Annotated in this window: 18 protein-coding genes; 14 read left to right on the plus strand and 4 right to left on the minus strand. The window is 69.9% G+C overall.

Annotation, left to right across the window (positions count from 1 at the left end; genetic code table 11):
• Positions 1 to 104: 104 nt before the first annotated feature.
• The 3 genes from JEQ17_RS26790 (at position 105) to JEQ17_RS26800 (ending at position 1,753) form a co-directional block, all read left to right on the plus strand.
• Positions 105 to 629, plus strand: a complete 525-nt coding sequence (locus tag JEQ17_RS26790; protein WP_200397581.1) for a GNAT family N-acetyltransferase — start codon at positions 105 to 107, stop codon at positions 627 to 629.
• A gap of 119 nt (positions 630 to 748) precedes the next feature.
• Positions 749 to 1,051 carry a DUF4229 domain-containing protein gene (locus JEQ17_RS26795; RefSeq protein ID WP_200397582.1) on the plus strand — a complete coding sequence of 101 codons (303 nt, stop codon included), beginning with the start codon at positions 749 to 751 and terminating at the stop codon, positions 1,049 to 1,051.
• A 51-nt stretch (positions 1,052 to 1,102) separates the two neighbouring features.
• Positions 1,103 to 1,753: a TetR/AcrR family transcriptional regulator gene (locus tag JEQ17_RS26800; protein ID WP_200397583.1), complete on the plus strand. Its 651-nt coding sequence runs from the start codon at positions 1,103 to 1,105 to the stop codon at positions 1,751 to 1,753.
• A 12-nt stretch (positions 1,754 to 1,765) separates the two neighbouring features.
• Here JEQ17_RS26800 and JEQ17_RS26805 read toward each other — a convergent pair whose 3' ends face one another.
• Entirely contained in the window at positions 1,766 to 2,614 is an 849-nt protein-coding gene (locus JEQ17_RS26805) for a MaoC family dehydratase (protein WP_200397584.1), read from the minus strand.
• Positions 2,615 to 2,741: 127 nt separating this feature from the next.
• The gene (locus tag JEQ17_RS26810; RefSeq protein ID WP_200397585.1) at positions 2,742 to 4,076 is read right to left on the minus strand and encodes a 3-oxoacyl-ACP reductase; all 1,335 of its coding nucleotides are present in this window, start codon (positions 4,074 to 4,076) and stop codon (positions 2,742 to 2,744) included.
• Positions 4,077 to 4,161: 85 nt separating this feature from the next.
• Between JEQ17_RS26810 and JEQ17_RS26815 the strand changes: the two genes are divergently transcribed.
• The 3 genes from JEQ17_RS26815 to JEQ17_RS26825 all read left to right on the plus strand — a co-directional run bounded on the left by JEQ17_RS26815 (position 4,162) and on the right by JEQ17_RS26825 (position 11,558).
• A complete protein-coding gene (locus tag JEQ17_RS26815; protein WP_234048383.1) occupies positions 4,162 to 5,538 on the plus strand; it encodes an acetyl-CoA C-acetyltransferase in 1,377 nt (458 codons plus the stop codon).
• 217 nt (positions 5,539 to 5,755) lie between these two features.
• On the plus strand, positions 5,756 to 7,657 hold the full coding sequence (locus JEQ17_RS26820; RefSeq protein ID WP_383397530.1) for an AMP-dependent synthetase/ligase: 1,902 nt from the start codon (positions 5,756 to 5,758) through the stop codon (positions 7,655 to 7,657).
• 820 nt (positions 7,658 to 8,477) lie between these two features.
• Positions 8,478 to 11,558, plus strand: a complete 3,081-nt coding sequence (locus tag JEQ17_RS26825) for a tetratricopeptide repeat protein (RefSeq protein WP_200397586.1) — start codon at positions 8,478 to 8,480, stop codon at positions 11,556 to 11,558.
• A gap of 645 nt (positions 11,559 to 12,203) precedes the next feature.
• Here JEQ17_RS26825 and JEQ17_RS26830 read toward each other — a convergent pair.
• The gene (locus tag JEQ17_RS26830; RefSeq protein ID WP_200397587.1) at positions 12,204 to 13,109 is read right to left on the minus strand and encodes a MurR/RpiR family transcriptional regulator; all 906 of its coding nucleotides are present in this window, start codon (positions 13,107 to 13,109) and stop codon (positions 12,204 to 12,206) included.
• A gap of 121 nt (positions 13,110 to 13,230) precedes the next feature.
• On the opposite strand from JEQ17_RS26830, the gene JEQ17_RS26835 reads away from it, so the two are divergent.
• The 6 genes from JEQ17_RS26835 to JEQ17_RS26860 all read left to right on the plus strand — a co-directional run bounded on the left by JEQ17_RS26835 (position 13,231) and on the right by JEQ17_RS26860 (position 19,862).
• Positions 13,231 to 14,412, plus strand: a complete 1,182-nt coding sequence (locus JEQ17_RS26835; RefSeq protein ID WP_200397588.1) for a C45 family autoproteolytic acyltransferase/hydolase — start codon at positions 13,231 to 13,233, stop codon at positions 14,410 to 14,412.
• Positions 14,409 to 16,070, plus strand: coding sequence for an ABC transporter substrate-binding protein (locus JEQ17_RS26840; RefSeq protein ID WP_200397589.1), 1,662 nt, complete (start codon positions 14,409 to 14,411; stop codon positions 16,068 to 16,070). Before JEQ17_RS26835 ends, JEQ17_RS26840 begins: the two co-directional genes overlap by 4 nt.
• A gap of 112 nt (positions 16,071 to 16,182) precedes the next feature.
• A complete protein-coding gene (locus tag JEQ17_RS26845) occupies positions 16,183 to 17,133 on the plus strand; it encodes an ABC transporter permease (protein ID WP_200397590.1) in 951 nt (316 codons plus the stop codon).
• On the plus strand, positions 17,130 to 17,981 hold the full coding sequence (locus JEQ17_RS26850; protein WP_200397591.1) for an ABC transporter permease: 852 nt from the start codon (positions 17,130 to 17,132) through the stop codon (positions 17,979 to 17,981). Before JEQ17_RS26845 ends, JEQ17_RS26850 begins: the two co-directional genes overlap by 4 nt.
• 4 nt (positions 17,982 to 17,985) lie before the next feature.
• Entirely contained in the window at positions 17,986 to 19,053 is a 1,068-nt protein-coding gene (locus JEQ17_RS26855) for an ABC transporter ATP-binding protein (protein ID WP_200397592.1), read from the plus strand.
• Positions 19,050 to 19,862: an ABC transporter ATP-binding protein gene (locus JEQ17_RS26860; RefSeq protein ID WP_200397593.1), complete on the plus strand. Its 813-nt coding sequence runs from the start codon at positions 19,050 to 19,052 to the stop codon at positions 19,860 to 19,862. Before JEQ17_RS26855 ends, JEQ17_RS26860 begins: the two co-directional genes overlap by 4 nt.
• A 103-nt stretch (positions 19,863 to 19,965) precedes the next feature.
• On the opposite strand, the gene JEQ17_RS26865 is transcribed toward JEQ17_RS26860, so the two are convergent.
• Entirely contained in the window at positions 19,966 to 20,169 is a 204-nt protein-coding gene (locus JEQ17_RS26865; protein WP_033319512.1) for a cold-shock protein, read from the minus strand.
• Between the two features lie 355 nt (positions 20,170 to 20,524).
• On the opposite strand from JEQ17_RS26865, the gene JEQ17_RS26870 reads away from it, so the two are divergent.
• On the plus strand, positions 20,525 to 21,406 hold the full coding sequence (locus tag JEQ17_RS26870; protein WP_200397594.1) for a menaquinone biosynthetic enzyme MqnA/MqnD family protein: 882 nt from the start codon (positions 20,525 to 20,527) through the stop codon (positions 21,404 to 21,406).
• A 131-nt stretch (positions 21,407 to 21,537) separates the two neighbouring features.
• On the plus strand, positions 21,538 to 23,352 hold the full coding sequence (locus tag JEQ17_RS26875) for a serine/threonine-protein kinase (RefSeq protein ID WP_200397595.1): 1,815 nt from the start codon (positions 21,538 to 21,540) through the stop codon (positions 23,350 to 23,352).
• Positions 23,353 to 23,368: the final 16 nt, after the last annotated feature.

Consider the following 23,368-nt stretch of genomic DNA (forward strand, 5'->3'; position numbering starts at 1 on the left):
AGTGACGGGAATGGGTAGGGGCGGCGGGGGCGAAGAGAGCGCGTGACGTACGTGACGTCGGGACTCGCTTGAGGGTGGCGTGGCGTAATGGTTAGCCTTGCCGCATGGCCCTTACCTTCGTTCTCGATCCGGCCGTGACCCCTGAGGTCCGTGACGGACTTCTCGACCTGTGGACGGACGTCTCCAACGCGGGCGGCGCAGTCGGCTTCGTCGCACCGGTGGACCGAGAGGTCATCCGCCCGGAGCTGCTGAAACACTTCACGGCGATGTCGGAGGGCCGCGCCCGTCTCCTGGCCGGTTTCGACGAGGAGGGACAGGTGGCCGCGGCAGCCTTCCTCACCTTCAACACGCACCGCCTGATGACCCACTGGGTGTGGCTCTACACGGTGATGGTCCACCCGAAGCACCAGGGCAGGGGCTACGGCCGGGACCTCCTGGCCGCCGCCGCGGACGCCGCCCGCACCCTCGACGGCATCGAGGCGATCCGGCTCACCTGCCGAGGCGGCCTCGGCCTGGAGCGGTTCTACGGCTCGTGCGGATACAAGGAGGTCGGCCGCATACCGGACGCGATACGGGTCGCGCCCGGCGACGACCGCGACGACATTTTCATGCTGCTGCCGCTCACCTGACTCTCCGTACCCCCCTGCAAGATCCGGTGCCGGGCGTGCTTCACTGGACGGTGCCCTTTGGGAAAGTCGGGGACTTTCGAACCCCTTCGGACCCCTTCGACACGGAAGAGTGGATTGAGATGCTCCGCTACACACTGATGCGCCTAGGAATCCTCGCGGGCTGCCTCGTGGTCGTCTGGGGCCTCGTCTACTCCGGTGTCGCCCCGCGCGGGCTCGGCGACTCGAACGGCATGTGGATCATCCTGCTCTCGCTGCTGATCTCGGCCCCCATCAGCTTCGTCGTCCTGCGCAAGGAGCGCGACCGCGCCTCGATCCGGATCGTCGAGCGCGTCGACCGCGTCAAGTCCAACCTGGAGGCCAACCGCAACCAGGAGGACGACGTGGTGGACGAGGTGTCGCGGGCCCAGGGCCGGACGTCGTAACGACCGGCGACTCCGCCGGGCTGTCCACGGACAACTCGTACTCTTGCTCGTATGGGTGCAGTGAAGAGCAAGCGGATGCCGCGTGCCGTGCGCGAACAGCAGATGCTGGACGCGGCGGTTCAGACCTTCGGACAGCGGGGATACCGGGCCGCGTCGATGGACGAGATCGCCGATCTGGCGGGTGTGTCCAAGCCGTTGGTCTATCTGTACCTGAACTCCAAGGAAGACCTCTTCACCGCGTGCATCCGGCGTGAGGCCGCCGCCCTGACCGCGGCCGTGCGCGCCGGGGTCAGGCAGGACCTGCCCGCCGACCGCCAACTGTGGGACGGGCTGCGGGCGTTCTTCACGCACACCGCGCAGAACCCGGACGGCTGGGCGGTGCTGCACCTCCAGGCGCGTACGCACGGGGAGCCGTTCGCCGCGGAGTTCGCCGCGATGCGCGAGGAGATCGTCGCGTTCGTCACGCAGCTGATCGTGGTGGCCGCCCGTGAGGCACACCGGGACCCGTCGCTGCCCGAGCGCGAGGTCGCCGGCCTCGCGGAGGCCCTCGTCGGCGCCGCCGAGTCCCTCGCCGCCTGGGCCAACGCCACCCCCGGCGTCTCCGCCCGCCAGGCCGCCACGACGTTGATGAACTTCGCCTGGGCCGGCCTGGGGGATCTGATGGAGGGGAGACCCTGGTCGGAGCACGGGTCGGCCCAGTAGAGCCGGCGCGCGTCAGAGCACCGGAAGGACCTCTCCGGCCAGATGCAGCCGGCCACCCGCCCCGCGTAGCTCGAAGGCGGCACCCTCCGCCCCGTACGACACCGTCCCCGGCAGGAACACCGGCGCCCTGAACTCCGCCCGGACGACGGCCGCTTGAGGCGTCCCGTGCTCGGCGAGGCAGCGCGCCACGGTCCACATGCCGTGTGCGATGGCCCGGGGGAAGCCGAACAGCCGGGCGGTGAGGGGGTGGAGGTGGATCGGGTTGCGGTCGCCGGACGCGGCCCCGTACCGCCGCCCCACATCCCCGGCGAGCGCCCACTCGGCCACGACGGGCAACGGCTTGCGCTCCTCGGGCGAGGCCGGCCCGCCCGCGTTCCCCGCCGGGGTGCGGTGCCTCGCCAGATAGGTACTCCGCGACTCCCACACGAGTTCGTCGCCCGCCCGCATCTCCGTAACGACGACGGCCTCGGTCCCGCGCCGGTGGGGCACCAACTCATCGACGTGCACGGCGATTTCGTACTCCCCGGTCGCCGCCGTCGCCTTCCGCCGGGTGATCCCGATGGACGTGTGCACCAGCCCGAGCAACGGCAACGGAAAGGCCCGCTCACTCATCAGCCGCATGACCAACGGGAATCCGAGAACGTGCGGATAGGTGACGGGCAACTCGTCGGCCCCCACCCCGAACCCACAGGCCCGCTCATAGGCGGCGAGCTTTCCCAGATCGATACGAACATCCGGGAGGACCAATCGGGTACGGGGTGCGGTGACTCCCGTCCGGGGACGCTTGAAAGGCGAGAGGAAAGCACCCCGGGCAAGCAAGGGCCACAGACGCGGCGAACCGTCGAGAACGTGGGTGTGCATGGGCCCCTTCACGTCATCCAACACTGACTTCCCTTCTGGGCTGAGCACGGATTCTTTAGGGGCGCGGGGAAATTCGTGACCAGCCACAACGCACCCGCAGACTCAAATGGCGCCCCAAGCGGAGCGCTCACGCCCCCAACAGGCTCTGCCCGCAGACCCGAACAACCTGCCCGTTCACAGCCCCCGACCCGGGATCCGCAAGCCAAGCCGTCGTCTCAGCCACATCAACAGGCAACCCGCCCTGCGCGAGCGAGTTCATCCGCCGCCCGGCTTCACGAATGAACAAAGGAACGGCCGCGGTCATCTTCGTCTCGATAAACCCTGGCGCGACCGCGTTGACGGTCACGCCGTATTCCGCGAGCGCCCGAGGCGCAAGCGACCGCACAAGCCCCACAACTCCCGCCTTGGACGCCGCATAGTTCGTCTGCCCGGCATTCCCCGCGACCCCGGCGATGGACGCGGTGGCAACAACACGCCCACCGCCTCGGAACACCCCCGCACCGAGCAACACATCAGTCGTACGAAGCACACTCGCAAGGTTGACGTCGAGCACCGAACCCCACCGCTCCGCAGCCATGTTGACCAGCCGCCGGTCCCGAGTGATCCCCGCGTTGTGGACCAGCACGTCGAGCCGCCCGCCGGGCAACGCGTCCGCGATCCGCGCCCCCGCGTCCTCCGCGGTGATGTCGAGCGGCAGCGCGACCCCGCCGAGCCGCTCGGCGACGGCGGCGAGATCGCCCCCTGCGGCAGGCACGTCGAGGCACACCACCAGGGCCCCGTCCCGCGCCAGCGTCGCGGCGACGGCCTCACCGATCCCGCGGGCGGCCCCGGTGACGAGCGCGGTACGCCCGGCAAGAGGCTTCTCAGGATCTCCGTCCCCGTCCCCGCCCTTGCCACCGCCGCCTCCACCACCGTCACCATGACCGCCGACCTCGATCACCTGCCCACTGACATAGGCGGACCTGGGCGACAGCAGAAATCGCAGCGTCGACTCGGCGGCCCCCGCCTCCAGGAGCCGTACGAGATTCACCGTCCGCCCGCGCCCGATCTCCTTGCCGAGGGACCGTACGAACCCTTCGAGGGCCTGCTGGACGGCGGCCTGATGATGGTCGGCGGGGTCAAGGGGCGCGCCGAGCACCACGACCCGCCCGCTCTCGGCGACCGACCGCACGACGGGGTGGAGCGCTGCGTGCACCTCGGCCAGAGCCTCGACGTCACGGACGCCGGTGGCGTCGAGGACGACGGCGACCGGCCCTTCGCCACCGGAGCGCGGTCCCGACCGGGCCAGGACGGGCGCGAGGTCCAGCTCTGACCTGCCCGCGGTGAGATGCAGCAACTCGCCCCGGAAGGAGGGCTGTTCGGCGCTCCGGCGCCGCAACCGCACCGGCTGCGGCAGCCCGAGCCGACGGGTCAGGAACCGGCCGGGCGCGGTGCCGGTGAGGCTCAGGTAGCGGTCGGCCATCGTCCAACTCCCAGCTCGGTCGTATTCTTACTCTGGAGTAAGGTTACCGGAGGTAAGCCTACGTCACGGTGAGGAGCAGGTCGAGATGAGCCCCCTGGAACCCCTGCGGAACCCCCTGCCGAAACCCCTGCGGGACCCCCTCCCGGCGCCGCGGCCGCGTCGCGTCGCGGTCGTCGGCGGCACCCGTGTCCCCTTCGCCCGCTCGGACGGCCCGTACGCGACCGCCTCGACCCAGGAGATGCTGACCGCGGCGGTCGACGGACTCGTCGAGCACGTCGGGCGCGGCAGCCGCTTCGGGCTCGAAGAGCCGGGAGCGGTGGGGGAGTTGGTGGCCGGTGCCGTGCTCAAGCACAGCCGGGACTTCAACCTCGCGCGCGAGACCGTGCTCGGGTCGAGGCTGGACGCCCGCACTCCCGCGTACGACATCCAGCAGGCCTGCGGCACCGGCCTCCAGGCCGTCATCGCGGCGGCCAACAAGATCACCCTCGGCCAGACCGAGTCGGCGATCGCGGGCGGCGCGGACACGGCGAGCGACGCCCCGCTCGGCGTCAACGACCAGCTGCGGCGCATCCTGCTGGAGGTCCGGCGTGCGAAGTCGGCGGGCGCCCGGCTGAAGGCGCTCGCCCGGATCCGCCCCGGCCACCTCGTCCCGGACATCCCGCGCAACGCGGAACCCCGTACGGGCCTCTCGATGGGTGAGCACGCCGCCGTCACGGCCCGCGTGTGGGGCGTAACACGGGAGGCGCAGGACGAGTTGGCGGCCGCGAGCCATCAGCGGCTGGCGGCGGCGTACGAACGCGGCTTCTTCGAGGACCTGGTCGTGCCCTTCCGGGGGCTGGCCCGCGACCAGAACCTCCGGCCCGGCTCGACGGTCGGCAAACTCGCCACCCTGAAGCCGGTGTTCGGGCTGAAGCACTCCGACGCCCCCGGCAACCCCGATGGCCCCGGGCCGACCATGACCGCCGGGAACTCGACGCCCCTGACGGACGGTGCGGCGCTCGTGCTGCTCGCGAGCGAGGAGTGGGCGTCGGTGCGCGGGCTGACGCCGCTCGCGTATCTGACGGCGTACGAGACGGCGGCCGTCGACTTCGTCAGGGGTGATGTGGCCGGTGGCGAGGACGGGCTGCTGATGGCGCCCGCGTACGCCGTGCCGCGCATGCTGGAGCGGGCCGGGCTCGGCCTGGACGACTTCGACTTCGTCGAGGTGCACGAGGCGTTCGCCTCGCAGGTGCTGGCCACGCTGGCGGCCTGGGAGAAGCGGGGGCTCGGCACGGTCGACCGGGCCCGGCTGAACGTGGCGGGCTCCTCGCTCGCGACCGGTCACCCCTTCGCGGCCACCGGGGCGCGGATCGTGGCGACCCTCGCGAAGCTGCTCGCCGAGCGGGACGCCCCCGGGCGCGGCCTGATCTCGGTCTGCGCGGCGGGTGGACAGGGCGTCACGGCGATTCTCGAACGCCCGTGAGGAGCCGACTTGAACGCCCGTGAGGGGCCGAAGGGCACGAACTCCATGGATCCGCGGGCAACGCCCTTGTTGCGTCGGTATGTTGGGCAAAAGATGAACAGGCGTCCGAACGTGCACGAACCTCTCACTCTTCCGCACAGAAGCACCTCACTTTCCCAGGTGAACCCGCCACTTCACAGGTCCGTAATGGGGGGAGTGCAAGAGTTAGGAGCCGTCAGTGTCCCGCGATCCCTCCGACAATCCCGAGCTCGTCATCCCTGAACCCGAGGTCAGGCGGCTCGACGGGGTCGTGCGTGAGGTCTCGGTGCCCCCGATGGTGTACGCCGTGACGCACGGCTCGCTCGCGGACATCCCCTTCGACAACGCGGAACAGGCGCCCGACGACCCGGTGCTCAGCAGGAAGGGGGCGGACGGCAGCTGGACGGACGTCACGGCCGCCGAGTTCGCGGCCGAGGTGCTGGCGGTCGCCAAGGGGCTGATCGCGGAGGGGCTGCTGCCGGGCGACCGGCTCGCGATCATGGCGCGTACGACGTACGAGTGGACGCTGCTGGACTTCGCTGCCTGGGCGGCCGGGCTTGTCACCGTCCCGGTCTACCCCACCTCGTCGATCTTCCAGACCCGTTGGATCCTCCAGGACTCCGGCGCGGTGGCGATCGCCGTCGAGCATGTGGCGCAGGCCGCCGCGCTCGGCCCGGAGCGCGACCGGCTCCCCGACGTCCGCCACATGTGGGTCTTCGAGAAGGGGCACACCGAGCGCCTCGCCGAGCTCGGGCGTGATGTGCCGGACCAGGAGGTCGCGGTACGCCGTGGCGTCCTCGGCCCCGACTCGCTCGCGACGATCATGTACACCTCGGGCACCACGGGCCGGCCCAAGGGCTGCGCGCTGACCCACGCCAACTTCTTCGCCGAGGTCGACAACGCCGTCCAACTGCTCCACCCGGTCTTCAAGTCCACCTTCAAGGACCCGGCGTCCACGCTCCTCTACCTGCCCCTCTCGCACGTCTTCGGCCGGATGGTCGCCGTCGCCTGTATGCGGGCCCGGGTCCGCCTGGGCCATGCGCCGAGCATCCGTACGGAGGAACTGCTGGCCGACCTCGCCGGCTTCAGCCCGACCTTCCTCCTGGCCATCCCGTACGTGCTGGAGAAGGTCTACAACACCGGCCGTGCGACCGCCGAGAAGATGGGCCGCGCCGCCTCCTTCGACCGGGCGGCCCGCGTGGCGCGCGGCTACGGCGAGGCGCTGGAGGCCCAGCAGCACGGCACGGGTCCGGGGCCGGGTGCCAAGCTCAAGGCGGCCCGCGCCCTCTACGACCCGCTCGTCTACCGCCGGATCCGCGCGGCCCTCGGCGGGAAGGTCCGCCAGGTCGTCTGCGGCGGCTCCCCGCTCGGGCGCCGCCTCGCCTCCTTCTACGCCGGCGCGGGCATCCAGGTCTTCGAGGGCTACGGCCTCACCGAGTCGACGGCCGCCGCGACGCTCACCTATCCGCACCGGCCTCGGCTCGGCACGGTCGGCTGGCCGCTGCCCGGTACGCGGGTCCGGATCGCGCAGGACGGCGAGATCCTGCTCAGCGGGGAGCAGGTGTTCCGCGGTTACTGGGATCCGCAGGCGGGTGGGGTGGTGCCGGCCGATCAGGAGGGCTGGTTCGCCACCGGTGACCTGGGCGAGCTGGACGACGACGGGTACCTCACCATCACCGGTCGGAAGAAGGACATCCTCGTCACCACCAGCGGCAAGAACGTGGCTCCCGCGCCGCTGGAGGACTGGCTCCGGGCCCATCCCCTCATCAACCAGTGCGTGGTCGTAGGCGACAACCGGCCCTACATCACTGCCCTGTTGACTCTCGACGCCGAGGGCATGGCCCACTGGTGCCGGATGACCGCCAAGTCGGACGTCCCGGTCGCCACGTTGGTCACCGACCCCGAGCTTCTCACCGTTCTCCAGCGGGCCATCGACGACGCCAACCGCCTTGTCTCCCGGGCCGAATCCATCCGCCGGTTCACCGTGTTGCCGCTGAACTTCACTGAGACGGCGGGGCACTTGACCCCCACGATGAAGCTCCGCCGGGCTGTGGTGACGAGAGAGTTCGCCCGAGAAATAGACGAACTGTACGCGGAGTAGCGTGAGGCGGCGGTGACGTGACCGGCTCGTGACCGCGTTTCGCGGGCGGTGCACCCAACTGTCCTCCCAGGCGCCTCCTCGACCCGCCGCCCATGCCCGTTCGGCCACCTCGGCCACTTGCGTCCCGGCGTATCAGCAGGGCTGTCGGTTGTTCGCAACTATGCGCCTCCAAAGGTGAGTTGGAGGCATTTCAGGCAGTCGAGTTACGCGCTACGTTCGCAGCACGGACGGAGCACCCGGCAGAAAGGGGTGTCGGGATTGTGGAACAGACACTGCTGAATCTGGCGGCAGCGGGCGCATCAGCCGTGGTGGCTGCGGCCGGCACAGAAGCCTGGGCAGGCATACGGCAGGCCGTAGCCCGGTGGTTCGGCCGGGACAGCGGCCTTCGGGCCGACGCGGAGCTACGGCTCCTGGACGGTACGAGGGCCGTGCTGGACGTTGCCACCCTTGCGGATCCGGATGACGTGCTTGGCGCTGAGAGGGACTTCTGGCATAGACGGTTCGTGGAGCTGCTGGAGTCTCTGGAGGGGGAGCAGCGCGATGCGGCCGGACGTGAGTTGGAGGCCCTGCTAAGGGCGCACGGCCGTGGTTCGGAGCGCTCGGGCGGTTTAGGAGGGCCTTCGGTCACGGGTGGGGGGAATGCGGCCATCGGTCGCAATGTGACGCAGGTCGAAACTGTCCACGGATCCATGACCATCAACTACGGCGCTGGTGCCCCCGGAAACCCTTCTCCGCCGGACCCGCCCAGGGAATGAACGGGCCGGCGACTTCTAGCCATTCCCAAGACAGTTGGCCGATCCGCGTCGGCACGCTGCCCACGGTGGTGCACTTCTTCCAGGAGCGAGAGGCGGACCGCCAGCTCGCCAGGGAGATGGATCAGGGCGGCACGACCGTGCTCGGCCAGGTGGTCACTGGTACGGGGGGTGTTGGCAAGACGCAGATTGCGGCCCGCTACACAAGGCAACTCTGGCTCAGTGATCAACTCGACCTGCTGGTGTGGGTCAAGGCGTCCCACCGCAAGGACGTGGTGTCCGCCTACGCCGAGGCCGCGTCTCGGGTGTTCGGCGACCGCACAGGCGATGCTGAGCAGGATGCACTCCGGTTCGTGGACTGGCTTGAGCAGCAGCCGCCAAGTGCCGACCGTACGCCAGCGCGTCGGTGGATGGTTGTGCTGGATGACCTCGTCCGGCCTGACCGCATGACGGGATTGTGGCCCAAGGCCAGTCCCGTCGGACGGACCCTGGTCACCACGCGCAGCCGCGACCCGGTTCTGACGAGCTACGGACGTCGCTGTCTCGAGGTCGGGATGTTCACCGAGGACCAGGCAGTCGCCTATTTGACACGGGTGCTCAGCGACCGGGAACAGCCGCGTGAGGAACTCGTCGGGCTCGCCCGGGATCTCGGATGCCTTCCGCTGGCGCTGGCCCAGGCGGGTGCCTACATTCTGGGCAGCCGCGGACTGAACTGTGCCGACTACCGGGCTCTTTTGGCCGATCGGGCCCGAGAGTTGCCTGGATTGTTCGAGCTGCGGGGCGTGATACTCCCCGACGACCAGAGCGCCAACGTGGCGGCCACCTGGGCTCTGTCGTTCGACGAGGCGGACAGGGTGCACGGGGGCGGCCTGGTGCGGCCCCTGTTCGGTCTCGTCTCCGTGCTGGACCCGGGTGGCATACCGATCTCGGTCCTCACCAGTGAGCCGGCCCTTGCCCATCTTGCGGAACACCGCACCCCCCGTTGCGCGGAGGAACCCGACCCGTCGGAACCGTTCCGAGGCCACGGCGCGGCTTCGCCCGTACAGGACGGGACGTCGACCAACGCGGACGACGCAGTCGATGTGCTGCGCATTCTGCATGACCTCAACCTGGTTGACTTCACGCCTGGGACTCCGCACCGTGCCGTCCGGGTCCACCAGCTCACCCAGAGAGCGTTCCACGATGCCAAGTCCGTCGAGGATCGGCAGCAGATCTTTCGTGCGGCCGCCGACGCCCTGGCTGCGGCCTGGCCCGAGGTCGAACGGGAGATCGCGCTCGGCCAGTCCCTGCGCGCCAACTCGGACGTGCTCATGGAAGTCTCGGGCAACACCCTGTGGGAATCCGGCGTTCACCCGGTACTCCTCCGGGCGGGCGAAAGCCTCGAAGATTGCGAGCAACTTGCGGCCGCCACCGTCCACTTTCAGACTCTTCACGATCTGATCCGGGAACGTCTCAGCTCCGACCACGCCGACACGCTGACCGTGCGCCGTCATCTGGCGGATCTGCGGGTGATGGCTGGAGATTCGGAAGGAGCGGTCGGCGACCTGGAAATGCTGCAAGCCGACTCGGAGAGGGTGCTTGGTCCCGACCACCCCGACACGCTGAGTGTCCGGCATGTACTTGCCTACGCGCGCGGTTTTTCGGGCGATGTTGCCGGAGCCGTCGTTGGGTTTGAGCAACTGCTGGTCGTCCGGGAGTTGGTATTGGGGCCGGACCACCCGGAGACACTGACTACTCGTGGCTTTCTCGCTGTGTGGTGGACCGAGGCAGGGGACGTGGAAGGCGGCTTGATCGCCCTTGAGCAGCTCATGACCGACCGTGAGCTGGTGCGGGGTCCGGACCATCCCGACGTCCTCACCACGCGGGGCAACTTGGCCCGGTTTCGCGGAGATGCAGGGGATCCTGCCGGTGCGGTGGCGAGCTTCGAGCTACTGCTGCCGGATGCGGAGCGGGTGCTGGGCCCCGCTCACGCCGACACCTTGAATTTCAGGCATCAACTGGCTTTGTGGCGCGGCAGGTCCGGCGATGTGGCCGGAGCGCTGGCCGACCTCGAACGGCTACTGACCGTCCGTGAACGGCTACTCGGCCCGGACAACCGGAGCACGTTGTCCACGCGGCACAGCCTGGCCTACTGGCGGGCGGAGATCGGTGACAATGCCAGCGCGATGAACGCGTACCGACGGTTGATCGTCGATGAGGAGCGGGTCCTGGGAGTCGACCACAGTGACACTGACGCCGCTCGTCGGAATCTCATCTTCGAACTGCTCGATTACGGTCGGCGGCTGTTGGCGGCACAGACTGCCGTCCCCCTCGATCGCGCCTACAGCGCCACGACTTTCACGAAAGGGAGTGCCGCCATGGCGGACGAAGCCGTGCCTCAGGACCACGACGGGTTCGAGGGGGCACTTGATGCCTTCAAAGAAGCGCTCTCCCTCACTGATCCTGAAGGATCCCCGGGGGCGTACGGCGTCGTGCTCCACGACATCGCGGATACGTACCGAGCGATGGGTGAACTGCCCTTGGCGATCGACCACTACGAGCAGGCTGTCTCCTACAAGAAGCGTGAGGACGATCTCAGTGACCTGGCCGCCACCATGGTCGACTTGGTGAACTGCTTCATCAGCAGCAACCGGAGGATCGAGGCGGGCTCCCTTCTGGAGGACACGGTCCAGGTCCTCGACGGAGTCCCGGCGAGCGAACGGTCGGCGTTCTCGTACCACAGCGTGGGCATGTCTTACGAGAGGTTGGGGAAAGGTGGCACGGAGGGTGCCTACGAGGCGGCCCTGAAGGCATTCGGGGTGACTCTCTCGCTCCTTGATGCGAAGGCCGACGCCGGCTCGTATGCCACAGTGCTGAACAAGATCGGTGACATTTACAAGGCGCAGGAGCGGCTCGCGGAGAGCCTCGCTGCCTATTCGGATGCCGTTGAACACATGCGGCGCGTTCCGGATGCCAGGGTGTCGCTCGCGGCCATGCTGATCGACCAGGGTCGGATGATGCGCCGCACCGCCGCGCACGGATCCAATGGGAAACAGGACGGTGCGCCGACAGGCCTCCAGAATCCCGCCGCAGTATCGAAGGGGGGTCACTCACAGGACCCTCAGCAGGGCGTTTCTCCCGCAGATTTGCCCCGGTTGGAGAATGATTGATGAGCTGGTTCACCTCGTAGACCGAGGACGCCGCCCTCGGTCGGGGCACGTGTAGTGAGCAGGTGACGGCAATGCAGCAGTTCCTGGGGCCGACAACTCATGGATTAAGTTGGGCGGTTCGACCAGTCCGTGCGGAGGCCAGCCGGAGGCGTAGGTGCCCGCGGTGAACGTCACCGCCAGGGACTTGGCGGCTCCGAGCATCGAGGCTCGTCGTACGACCGCGTCCTTGCGCATTACCAGTCTCGCCAGAACGGCAAGGAAGGCGGCGTCCAGCCCCAATGTGCTGGTATCGCCGTGATCCGCGTGGGCGAGGGACCGATGATCCACTTTGAATGGTCGAGCTCAGTGGAGACCCCGGACGAGCGCACGGTGGGATATTTGCCACGTACGGCTGGAACCTGGCAAGCGCGTGAGTCGAAACTGCACATTACGGGCCTGCTGAGTACCTCGTCGTGGCCATGGGCTGACTGATCGCTGGGCCGCGCACGGAGGCTGTGGAACTGGGCCCCGGCGATGACGTTCGTGCTAGTCGTGCAGCACATCCGAGGGCGCGCGGAATGCTGCGGCTGGGGCCGCCCTTGGGGGTGCGGAGGACTGCGTACCCAGCCCTCACGAACCCGCAGTCGTACAGTCGGGGCAGATTCCTTACCTGCGCTTCGGTTTCAGCAACTGTTCGCGCAGCGCAGTCAGTTGATGGGACGTCTCCACCGCTCGCGTCTCGTCGAGGGCCGTCAGGGCGAGGAGAAGCGCGTCGGCGACGACGAGCGCGGTGAGGGCCTCGGTCGTTATGCCCGTCGGCGTGTGCGGAGCGATGAGAACGGCGTCGACACTGGGCCCGTACAGCTCGGCGAGCTCGTCGGTGACGAGGACGACCCGGGCGCCCACCGATCGAGCCCGCTCGGTGATGACCGTCAGCTCGGCCAGCGCACGACCGGGCTGGAAGATGACCACCGCGTCGCCCTGGCGCAGCCGGAGCAGCGGATCGGCGAGCGCGAACCCGGTCTCGCCGAGATGACGGGCCCGGCACCCGATGCGCCCGAGCGCCAACGCGAGGTGGCGCGCGGCGAGTTCGGAGGCCGCGACGCCGTAGCAGTGGATCTCGCCCGATTCCGCCGCCTCGGCCAGTATGCCGACCGCGTCCCGGAGCGCGTCACCGGGAGTGAGCCGCCGGGCGTGCTCGATCCGCTCCTGGGCCTCGTCGAAGACCTCGCCCCAGATGCCGTCAAGGTCCCGGCCCACATGGGCGATGCGCTGCTGGAGGCGCACCTCGGGCGCCACGGCCGAGGTGAAGTCGGAGGCCAGCTCCCGCTTGAGCGCGGGCAGCCCCGCGTAGTCGAGGCGCTGGAGGGTGCGGACGACGCTGGCGTTGCTGGTGCCGCTCGCGCTGCCCAGCTCCTGGGCGGACGCGAACAGCAGGGACTCCACGGGCGCGCTGACCAGGTGCTGCGCCACGGCCCGCTCGGAGGCGGACAGCGACTCCCACTTCTCGCGCACGGTCGCGCGCAGCCGGGCGAGACCCTCGCCGCCGCCCGGCTCCTCTGAAATATTCATTACGGGTATTGACTCCGGTGTGATTGCCGTTACTCTCCTGGGCAACGCATTCCAAAAGGAGAGTATCTCGTAACCAACGTTACAGGACGGTTGCGGAGAGCTCTCCACCGCGAGGAGAAGAATGGCACCCCGCACCCTCCCCATCATCGAGATCTCAGGCAACCCCCTGGACCGAGGCCGCCAGTACGGCGAAGCCGTCCGCCCCCGGCTGCACACCGCGCTCGCCTACTACGAAGAGGCGTTCGGACACTCGTCGGGCCTCACCTGGAAGCAGGTGACCGACCGCGCCGCCCGCTGGCTGGACCCCGTACGCGACTACGCCCCCGACCTCGTCGAGGAGATGAAGGGGATCGCCGACGGCGCGGGCGTGGACCTGCTCGACGTCCTCGCCCTCAACGCCCGCGGCGAGGTCATCTACGACCGCTCCTTCGCCAGGATGGCCGAAGGACGGCAGGAACTGGAGACCCCGGCCGAGGTGGCCGCCGAGGAACGCTCCGAGGGCTGCACCTCCTTCGCCCTCTACGGGGAGGCCAGCGGCGACGGCCGGGTCTGGGCGGGCCAGAACTGGGACTGGCGTGCCGGTGTCTCCGACACGGTCGTCATGCTCCGTATCGTCCAGCCGCCGAAGCCCACCCTGATCATGCAGGTCGAGGCGGGCCAGATCGGCCGCCAGGGCGCCAACTCGGCGGGGATCGCGCTCAACGCGAACGGCCTGGGCGGGCGGTTCGACGACGCGGTGGGCCTGCCGCAGACCGTCGTACGACGCAGGGTCCTGGACCAGCACACCATCACCGACGCCCTCGAAGTGCTGTGCCGCACCCGCGCCCACATCGCCAGCAACGCCCTGCTGACCTGCCGCGAGGGATACGCCGTCGACCTGGAGACCACCCCCGCCGGGCACGGCTGGATGCATCCGACCGACGGACTCCTCGTGCACGGCAACCACTATCAGGCGGGCGTCCCCGCCGCCCTCGCCGCCGGCTACCGGCCCCTGTCGTCGGACTCCCTGGTCCGGGTGCCGCGCGCCGAACAGGGCCTGCGCACCCTGCGCGGCTCCACCGGCCCCGACGAGAGCCGCAAGCTGATCAAGCAGGCCATGTCGGACCACCTCGGCCTCCCCGAGTCGCTGTGCACCCACCCCGACAGCCGCAGGCCCCGGGTCGAGCACTGGAAGACGCTCGTCTCCTCCTGCGTCGACCTGACCGGCGGCGACTACCACGTGACCGCGGGCACGCCCTGCGACCGCGACTACCAGCACCTGCCCTGGAACCTGTACGACGGCCCTTACGGAGATGCCGGATGACGACCCACAGCGACAGAAGGCGGGGCGCCACCGCGGTCCTCGCCGCAGCCACCCTCCTCACCGTCGGTGCCTGCAGCGGCGCCGACACCACCAGCGGCACCGGCGGCGCCTCCGCCGACGCGGCCAAGCTGGCGCTCAGCCCCACCACCCCGGCCGCCAAGGGCACGCTCGCCAGGGCCGACTGGCTCCTGGAGGACGAGCCCGACTCGCTCGACCTCGACACCCAGGGCACCAGCGCGGGCCGTGTCGTCCTCACCAACGTCTGCGAGCGGCTCTACCAGCTCCAGCCCGACATGACGACCAAGCCCTTCCTCGCCTCGTCGGCGAAGACCTCCGCCGACGGCAGGACCCTCACCCTCACCGTCCGCTCCGGAGTCACCTTCCACGACGGCTCGAAGCTCACCGCCGACGACGTCCTGTGGTCCCTGAAGCGGCACGCCGACCCGGACATGGAACAGTCCGACGAGTTCGGCAACGTCTCCTCGATGAAGAAGACGGGCGCCGACGAGATCACGATCGGCTTCAAGGCCCCCGACGCCCTCTTCACCAAGGCCCTCGCCGGAGACGCCGGAATCGTCTGGAACAAGGAGCAGGTCGAGAAGGCCGGCCAGGACTTCGGCACCCCCGGCCAGGCGGACGCCTGCTCCGGACCGTACGCGCTGAAGAACTGGAAGTCCGGCGACTCCATCACCATCGCCGCGTACGGCGGCTACTGGGGCAAGAAGCCGCTGACCCGCGAGGTCGTCTTCCGCTGGGCCGCCGACAGCGCGCTCGTGAACGCGCTCAAGACCGGCGCGGCGGACGGCGCGTACGCCGAGACGCCCAACACGGCCGCCGCCCTCCTCAAGGACAAGGACATCGCCCAGCACTACGGGCCGTCCACCGCCTCCCTCGTCCTGATCCCGACCGCCCGCGGCGGCCTGGGGGACGAGCGGATCCGCCGCGCGCTCTCCCTCTCCCTCGACCGCAAGGGCATCGCCGACTCCGGGTACGGCGGCCTCGTCGAACCCTGGGCCACCCCGGTCGGCTCCGGCGCCTGGGGCTACGAGAAGGCCGGATTCCAGGCCGCGCAGAAGCAGTTGGCGTCACTGGCCCCCGCGTCACCCACCGCCGACGACCTCGCCGAGGCCAAGAAGCTGGTGAAGGAGGCGGGCACGCCCGGCGCGCCCCTCGTCATCGGCACCGACGCAAGCCAGGGCCGGACCGTCACCGCCAACGCCGTACGCGCCGCACTCCAGCGCATCGGACTCAAGGCGCAGATCAAGACCGTACCGACGTCCCAGTTCGAGGAGTTCTACAGCGACCCGCAGGCCCGTGACGAGATCGACCTGCTGGTGGGCGACTGGTACATCTCCAAGGCCGACCCCATGGGCTTCTACGACAACGGCCTGTCCGACTCCTCCAACAACTGGGTCGGCTTCAAGGACGCCACGTACGACAAGAACGTGAAGAAGGCCCTCGCCACCCTCGACGACGCCGAACGGGCCTCGCTCGCCATCGACGTGCAGAAGCGCTTCGCGGACGCGGCGGTCTGGATCCCGATCGCGCAGGTGCCCACGATCCTGCTCCTCGACGCGAAGCTGACGGGGCCGACTGCCTCTCAGGCCTACCTGTACTACCCGTGGGCCGCCGAACTCGGAACGAAGCGCTCCGCGTAGTTCGGCATCAAGCCGCGGGTTCGTCGTGGCTGGTCGCGCAGTTCCCCGCGCCCCTCACGGGGCGCGGGTCGGCGCCGGCCCTCGACGACTCCGCCCAGTTGGAGAAACTCTCATGCTCGCTCGTATATCCCGGCGGCTGGCCGGGCTGCTGGCCACTCTGTTCGCCGCGTCCTTCGTCATCTTCGCCGCCGTGTACGCGGCTCCCGGCGACCCCGCCGTGTTCCTCGCGGGCGGCCGCGACAAGCTCACCCCCGAACGGCTCGCCTCCGTCCGCGCCCAGTACCACCTCGACGAGCCGCTCGTCGTCCAGTACGGGCGCTGGCTGTGGGACTGCGTCCACCTAGACCTCGGCCGCTCCTTCCAGTACAGCGACCAGGTCGGCGACCTGGTCTCCGCCCGCCTGCCGACCACCCTGCAACTCGTCGCGTACGCCACCGTGCTCTTCGTCGTCCTCGGCGTCGGCGCCGGAATCCTGGCCGCCGTGCGCCGCTCGACCTGGGTGGACTCGGCGATCGTCGGCGGCACGACCCTGGCCGCCTCCGTACCGTCCTTCGTCGCCGCGATCGCACTCGTCTCGCTCTTCGGCGTACAACTGGGCTGGTTCCCGGTGACCGGCAGCGGTACGGGGATCGCGGGCACCCTGCACCATCTGACGCTGCCCGCCCTGTCGTTGGCGCTCGGCGCGCTCGCGATCATCAGCCGCGTCACGCGCCAGGCCATGGCGGACGCCGCCGCCTCCGACCACGTGGAGGCGGCCCGCGCCTCCGGCGTCCCGGAGCGCGACATCATCCGCCGGCACGTCCTGCGCAACGCGCTCGGCCCCATCGTCACCATGTGCGGCCTGGTCATGGCGGGCATGCTCGCCGGCACGGTCGTCGTCGAGACGGCCTTCGGCCTCAGCGGAATCGGCTCGCTCCTGGTCGGCTCGATCAACGCGCACGACTTCCCGGTGGCCCAGGCGGTCCTGCTGCTGATGGTCACCGGCTATGTCGTCGTGACGACCGTCGTCGACCTCGTCCATCCGCTGCTGGACCCGCGCGTCAAGGAGGTGCGCCCCGCATGACCACCCTCGCCCTGCGGCCCGTGGCGACCGGCACCCGCCCCCGCAGACGCCCTCTCGGCGTACTGATCGCCGCCACCGTCCTCGGCCTGGTCGTCCTCGCGGCGGCCCTCGCCCCGCTGATCGCGCCCTACGCCCCCGACGCCATCGACCTCTCCGCGTCCCTCGCCGGCACCAGCGCGGACCACCTCCTCGGCACCGACTCCTCCGGCCAGGACCTGCTCTCCCGCGTGCTCCACGGAGCCCGTACGAGCCTGATCGCACCGCTGCTGCTCCTCGCGGTCGCCGCCGTGCTCGGGGTGACCCTCGGCGTGCTCTCGGCCTGGCACGGCGGCTGGATCGACACCCTCGTCTCCCGGATCACCGACGTGATGTACGCCTTCCCGGGCCTGCTCTTCACCGTCCTGATCATCGCCGTCTTCGGCACCGGAACCACGACCTCGGTGCTCGCCCTCGGGCTGGCCTTCACCCCGACCGTCGCCCGGTACACCCGCTCGCTGGCCCTCTCCGAGGTCCGCAAGCCGTACGTCGACGCCTACCGCGTCCAGGGCATGGGCGGCACCCGCATCTGCGCCCTGCACCTGGTGCCCAACCTGGGCCGCTCGGTCCTCGGCTACCTCGTCGTCCTCTTCGGCGAGGCCGTGATGTCGCTGGCGACCCTCTCCTATCTGGGCTTCGGCGCCCAACCACCCTCCTCCGACTGGGGGCTGATGGTCCAGGAGGGCCAGTCCGCCGTCGTCCAGGGCGCCCTGCTCCCCGCCCTCGTCCCCGGCACGGCCATCGCCCTGGTCGTCGTGTCCGTCAACGTGGCCGGCGTCTGGGCCGCCGACCGCCTAGGAAGTCAGGACTGAGCGCATGCTGCTGTCTCTAGAGGACCTCACGGTCCAAGTCCCGGGCACGGCCCGCCCCTTGCTCGACTCCGTCACGCTGACCGTCGCGGAGGGCGAGGTCGTCGGCCTGGTCGGCGAGTCGGGCTCCGGCAAGTCGACCACGGCGAAGGCGGCCCTCGGCCTGCTGCCCACGGGAGCCGACTTCGCCGGCTCGGTCCGCGTCGACGGCACCGACGTACTCGGCCTGCGCGGCGAAGCCCTGCGCGCCCACCGCGCCGACACCGTCGCGATGATCCACCAGGACCCGCGCGCCACCCTCAACCCGGTCCGCCGCATCGGCGACTTCCTCGTCGAACGCGGCGCCACGAAGGAACGGGCCGTCGAACTCCTCGCCGCCGTCGGCCTGTCCGACCCCGAACAGCGGGTCCGCCAGCGCCCGCACGAACTCTCCGGCGGCATGCTCCAGCGCGTCGTCATCGCCGGCGCCCTGGCCGCCCGTCCCCGCCTCCTGCTCGCCGACGAGGCCACCAGCGCCCTCGACGTCACCACCCAGGCCGAGATCCTCGCCCAGCTCCGCACGGCCCGCGAGGAACAGGGTGCGGGCCTGCTCTTCATCACCCACGACCTGCACCTGGCGGCCGCGTACTGCGACCGCGTGTACGTCATGTATGCCGGCCGAGTGGTCGAAGAACGATCGGCCCGAGCCCTCTTCACAACCCCGGCCCACCCCTACACCCAGGGCCTCCTCTCCTGCTCCCCAACCCTCGGCGACTCCCACCCCCTGCTCCCCATCCCGGGCCGCCCTCCATCCCTCTCCGACACCTTCCCTGGCTGCCCGTTCGCCCCGAGATGCGGGGAAGCGGAGGAGGAGTGCGAGACATGGCTCCCGGAGCCGGTGTTCCTGGAAGAGCGGGGGCTACGGGAAGACGGGGTGCCTTCGGAAGGGGGCGGTATGGCAGCCTGCCGCCGCGTTGTGGGCAGGCGTTCCGCAGGGCGATGGGGGTCCCCCCGCTCGAGCGAAGCCGAGAGCGGGGGAGGGTGGGCACAACGCACGACGGCGGGTCAGCCAAAGGACAAGGTGAGCCACAAATGACAAGCACCCTGCTGCAGGTAAAGGGCCTGGGCAAGACCTACCCCCTCCCCGGCGGAGGGCACCACAAGGCCGCCGAGGACGTCTCCTTCACACTGCAGCCCGGCGCAGCCCTGGGCATCGTCGGCGAATCCGGCTCAGGCAAAACCACAGTCGCCCGCATGCTCGTAGGCCTCACCACCCCCGACACCGGCACGATCACAGTCGAAGGCCGCGCACGCGAACCCCGCACCCCCCGCCGCCGAGCCCAAAGACTCACCCGGGCCCGCGAGATCCAGATGGTCTTCCAGGACCCGTACGTCTCCCTGGACCCCAGACTCACCGCAACCCAGTGCCTCCGCGCGGCCCTGCGCCTGCACGGCCGCGCCGAGTCCCTCGCGGCAACCCTCCTCGACCAGGTGGGCCTCGGGGAACGCGAGGCGGAGGCCCGCCCCCGCCACCTCTCCGGCGGCCAGCGCCAACGACTCGCGATCGCCCGGGCGCTCGCCGTGGACCCACGCATCCTCGTCCTGGACGAGGCGGTCGCCGCACTCGACGTGTCGATCCAGGCCCAGATCCTGCGGCTCCTGGACGACATCCGCCGGGACACCGGGGTCGCCCTGGTCTTCGTCAGCCACGATCTGGCCGTCGTGCAGCACGTCACGGACGAGGTCCTGGTGATGCGCCGCGGCCGGACCGTGGAACAGGGGCCCACCGACCGCGTGCTCACCGAGCCTTCGGACCCGTACACCCGTCTGCTGCTCGCCTCGGTACCGGGCGAGGGCTGGGACCCGGCGGACGCGGTCGAGGCACGGGCCGCTCTCAGTGCCTGAAAGGCAGGAGCCCCGACACCTGACGGTGTAGGGGCTCCTTGGGTACTTCTCTCGGTTCCGGATCAGAGTATTGGGCTCATGGAGCCAAGACTCGGCCGAAGGATCAGACGGGGGTGACGTTCTCCGCCTGCGGGCCCTTCGGACCCTGGGTCACGTCGAAGGTAACCGCCTGGTTCTCTTCGAGAGAGCGGAATCCGCTCGCGTTGATCGCGGAGTAGTGGACGAAGACGTCCGGGCCGCCGCCTTCCTGGGCGATGAATCCAAAGCCCTTTTCAGCGTTGAACCACTTCACGGTTCCGGTAGCCATAAGCCCTCCTTGGGCCCAAAGGGTTGCCCTGCTCCAGAACCTGCAAGGTGTAAACAAAAGCTTGTAAACAACTGCATTCGTCTGAAAACGACGAGAGCCCGCGGTCACATGCTCCGCAGGCTCTGTACTGCAAGGGAAACCAAACTGCAACTTGCGACGAGCCTACCCACGAGGGCAGCCGAAAGCAATAGAGGGCAAGATCACGTCACCCGGAAGTTTGGCGGGGTCGCCCGATGGGTTGACGTCGCGGTATCACTTGGCGTCACAGGGGTTGACAGGAGCGGGCCAGATCGTTTCGGAAACCACTCGGGACCCTGAAGCCTGCACCGTACCCCATGGGCGCTAGCCTCGCGATGTGGACAATTCTCCCGAGTCTCCCGAGGGGCGTCCCGACGCCCGCCCGTCCAGGCCGCGCGTCGGCCACATCCAGTTCCTGAACTGCCTGCCCCTCTACTGGGGGCTCGCGAGAACGGGCACGCTGCTCGACTTCGAGCTCACCAAGGACACCCCGGAGAAGCTCAGCGAGCGGCTGGTGCGGGGCGAGCTCGACATCGGCCCGATCACCCTCGTCGAGTTCCTCAAGCACGCCGACGAACTGGTCGCCTTCCCCGACATCGCGGTCGGCTGCGACGGCCCGGTGATGTCCTGCGTACTGGTCTCCCAGGTCCCGCTGGACCAGCTGGACGGAGCCAGGGTCGCCCTCGGCTCGACCTCCCGTACGTCCGTACGTCTCGCGCAGCTCCTGCTGTCGGAGCGGTACGGCGTCCAGCCGTCCTATTACACGTGCCCGCCCGACCTCAGCCTGATGATGCAGGAGGCCGACGCGGCGGTCCTGATCGGTGACGCCGCCCTGCGCGCCAACCTGCTCGACGGTCCGCGCTACGGCCTCGCGGTGCACGATCTGGGCACGCTGTGGAAGGAGTGGACGGGCCTGCCGTTCGTCTTCGCGGTCTGGGCGGCGCGCCGGGACTACCTGGAGCGCGAGCCCGTCCTCACGCGCCAGGTCCACGAGGCCTTCCTCGCCTCCCGCGACCTCTCCCTTGACGAGGTCGGCAAGGTCGCCGAGCAGGCGGCCCGCTGGGAGGCGTTCGACGAGAGCGTCCTTGAGCGCTACTTCACGACCCTCGACTTCCGCTTCGGGGGCCCGCAGCTGGAGGCCGTCACCGAGTTCGCGCGGAGGGTGGGGCCGACGACCGGGTTCGCGGCGGACGTGAAGGTGGATCTGCTCCAGCCGTAAGGGAGGTCACCGGCGTACGGCACGGCATTACCCTGCTGAACAGTGCGGCACGGTGGCACGGTTCGGCGCGTACGGGGACGGGGACGGACGGGTGGGGACGGGTAGTGGAACACGGGGGAGGTGCGGGCACCATGCAACCGCTCGGAGTCGATGAACCCACCGTCGTGGGGCCCTACCGGCTGTTGGGCCGGCTCGGCTCGGGCGGGATGGGCCGCGTCTATCTGGGCCGCAGCGCGGGCGGCCGTACCGTCGCGGTCAAGATCGTGCATCCGCACTTCGCGCTCGACGAGGAGTTCCGGGCCCGTTTCCGCCGGGAGGTGGAGGCGGCGCGGCGGGTGGGCGGCGCGTACACGGCACCGGTGCTGGACGCCGGTCCGGACGCACCGGTCCCGTGGGTCGCCACGGCCTATGCCGCAGGACCGTCCCTCGCCGCCGCGGTCGCCGACGCGGGCCCGCTCCCGGAGCATTCCGTACGGGTCCTCGGTGCCGGGCTCGCCGAGGCGCTGTCGGCGGTGCACGGACTGGACCTCGTCCATCGTGACGTCAAGCCGTCGAACGTGCTGCTGACCCTCGACGGGCCCCTTCTGATCGACTTCGGCATCGCCCGCGCGACGGACGGCACGGCCTCCCTGACCTCGACCGGCGTCTCCGTCGGCTCGCCCGGCTACATGTCGCCCGAGCAGATCCTCGGCAAGGGGGTCACGGGAGCGGCGGACGTCTTCTCGCTGGGTGCGGTACTTGCGTACGCGGCGACGGGCTCGTCCCCGTTCCCCGGTGACTCCTCGGCCGCGCTCCTCTACAAGGTGGTCCACGAGGAGCCTGAACTGGGCGCGCTGTCGGGCGACTTGAGGGAGGTGGTGGCCGACTGCCTCTCGAAGGACCCTTCCGCCCGCCCCTCCCCGTCCGCCCTCGCCTCCCGCCTCGCCGCGGAGGGCGCGGCCCGGCTGGTGACGGCCGGCTGGCTGCCGGGACCCCTGGTGGAGCAGGTCAGCCGCAGCGCGGTCCAGCTCCTGAACCTGGAGGCGGCGGACGTGACGCCGTCAGGGGTGGTGGGCTTCAGCAGCCCTTCGGTGGGCGACTCCAACGGATCGGCGCCGGCGGAAGGCCCCGGAGCGGCGGTGGCGGAGGGGCCCCGGGCGACGCCGGTCCCGTCCCCGACCCCGGCCGACTCCCCACCTCCCGCCGGAGTGTTCGGCCCCCCGGACCCGTCGTACGCGCCCTACGCGCCGCACGCGTCCCAGTCACCCCAGTCACCCCATGCACCCCTGTCCGGCCCCCCGACCCACGTCCCGGAGCCACGAGACGCGGCAGGCCCGGACACCTCCCCCGGGAAGGTGTCCGTCAGTGTGGCCGCGACCTCCGTGCCGACCGCCAACGGGCGGGGCCGCAAGCTGAGTTGCACGGTGGCGCTCGCGGTGGCGGGAGCGCTGGCGGCGGTGGTGATCGGCGGGGTGTTCGTGGGCGACCTGCTGCCGGGCGGGGACAACGACAGCGACAGCGGCAGCGACGCGGGCGGACCGGCCGACTCCCAGCCCGCGGCCACCCCGAGCGGGGCCACGCCGAGCGCCTCCGGCACGGACGGCAGTGACGTCTCCGCCGTCCCCACTTCCTACCTCGGCACCTGGGAGGGCGACGGGTTCGCCCTCGACGGCAAGCTCCCCATGGGCACGTTCCGCGTCACCGTCCGCCAGGCCGAGCCCGGCGACCAACTCGGCACCTTCCGTCAGACCGACCTCATCGGCGGCACCTGCGACACCGACCTCGTCCTCAAGAAGGTCACCCCCAAACAGCTGATCGCGACCAGCATCTCCAAGCCCTCCACCACCTCCGAGTGCACGACGGGCCGCCACGAGGTCCGCCTGGTCCCGACAGGCGACGACCTCCGCTACGAAACGGACAACCCGGACGCGGGGGATCCGGTGGCCCGGATGTCGAAGGTCGAGTGAGCCGTTGAGAGGCTGA

Origin of the sequence: Streptomyces liliifuscus (genome assembly GCF_016598615.1) — a bacterium.
In the GTDB taxonomy this organism is placed as follows: Bacteria; Actinomycetota; Actinomycetes; order Streptomycetales; family Streptomycetaceae; genus Streptomyces; species Streptomyces liliifuscus.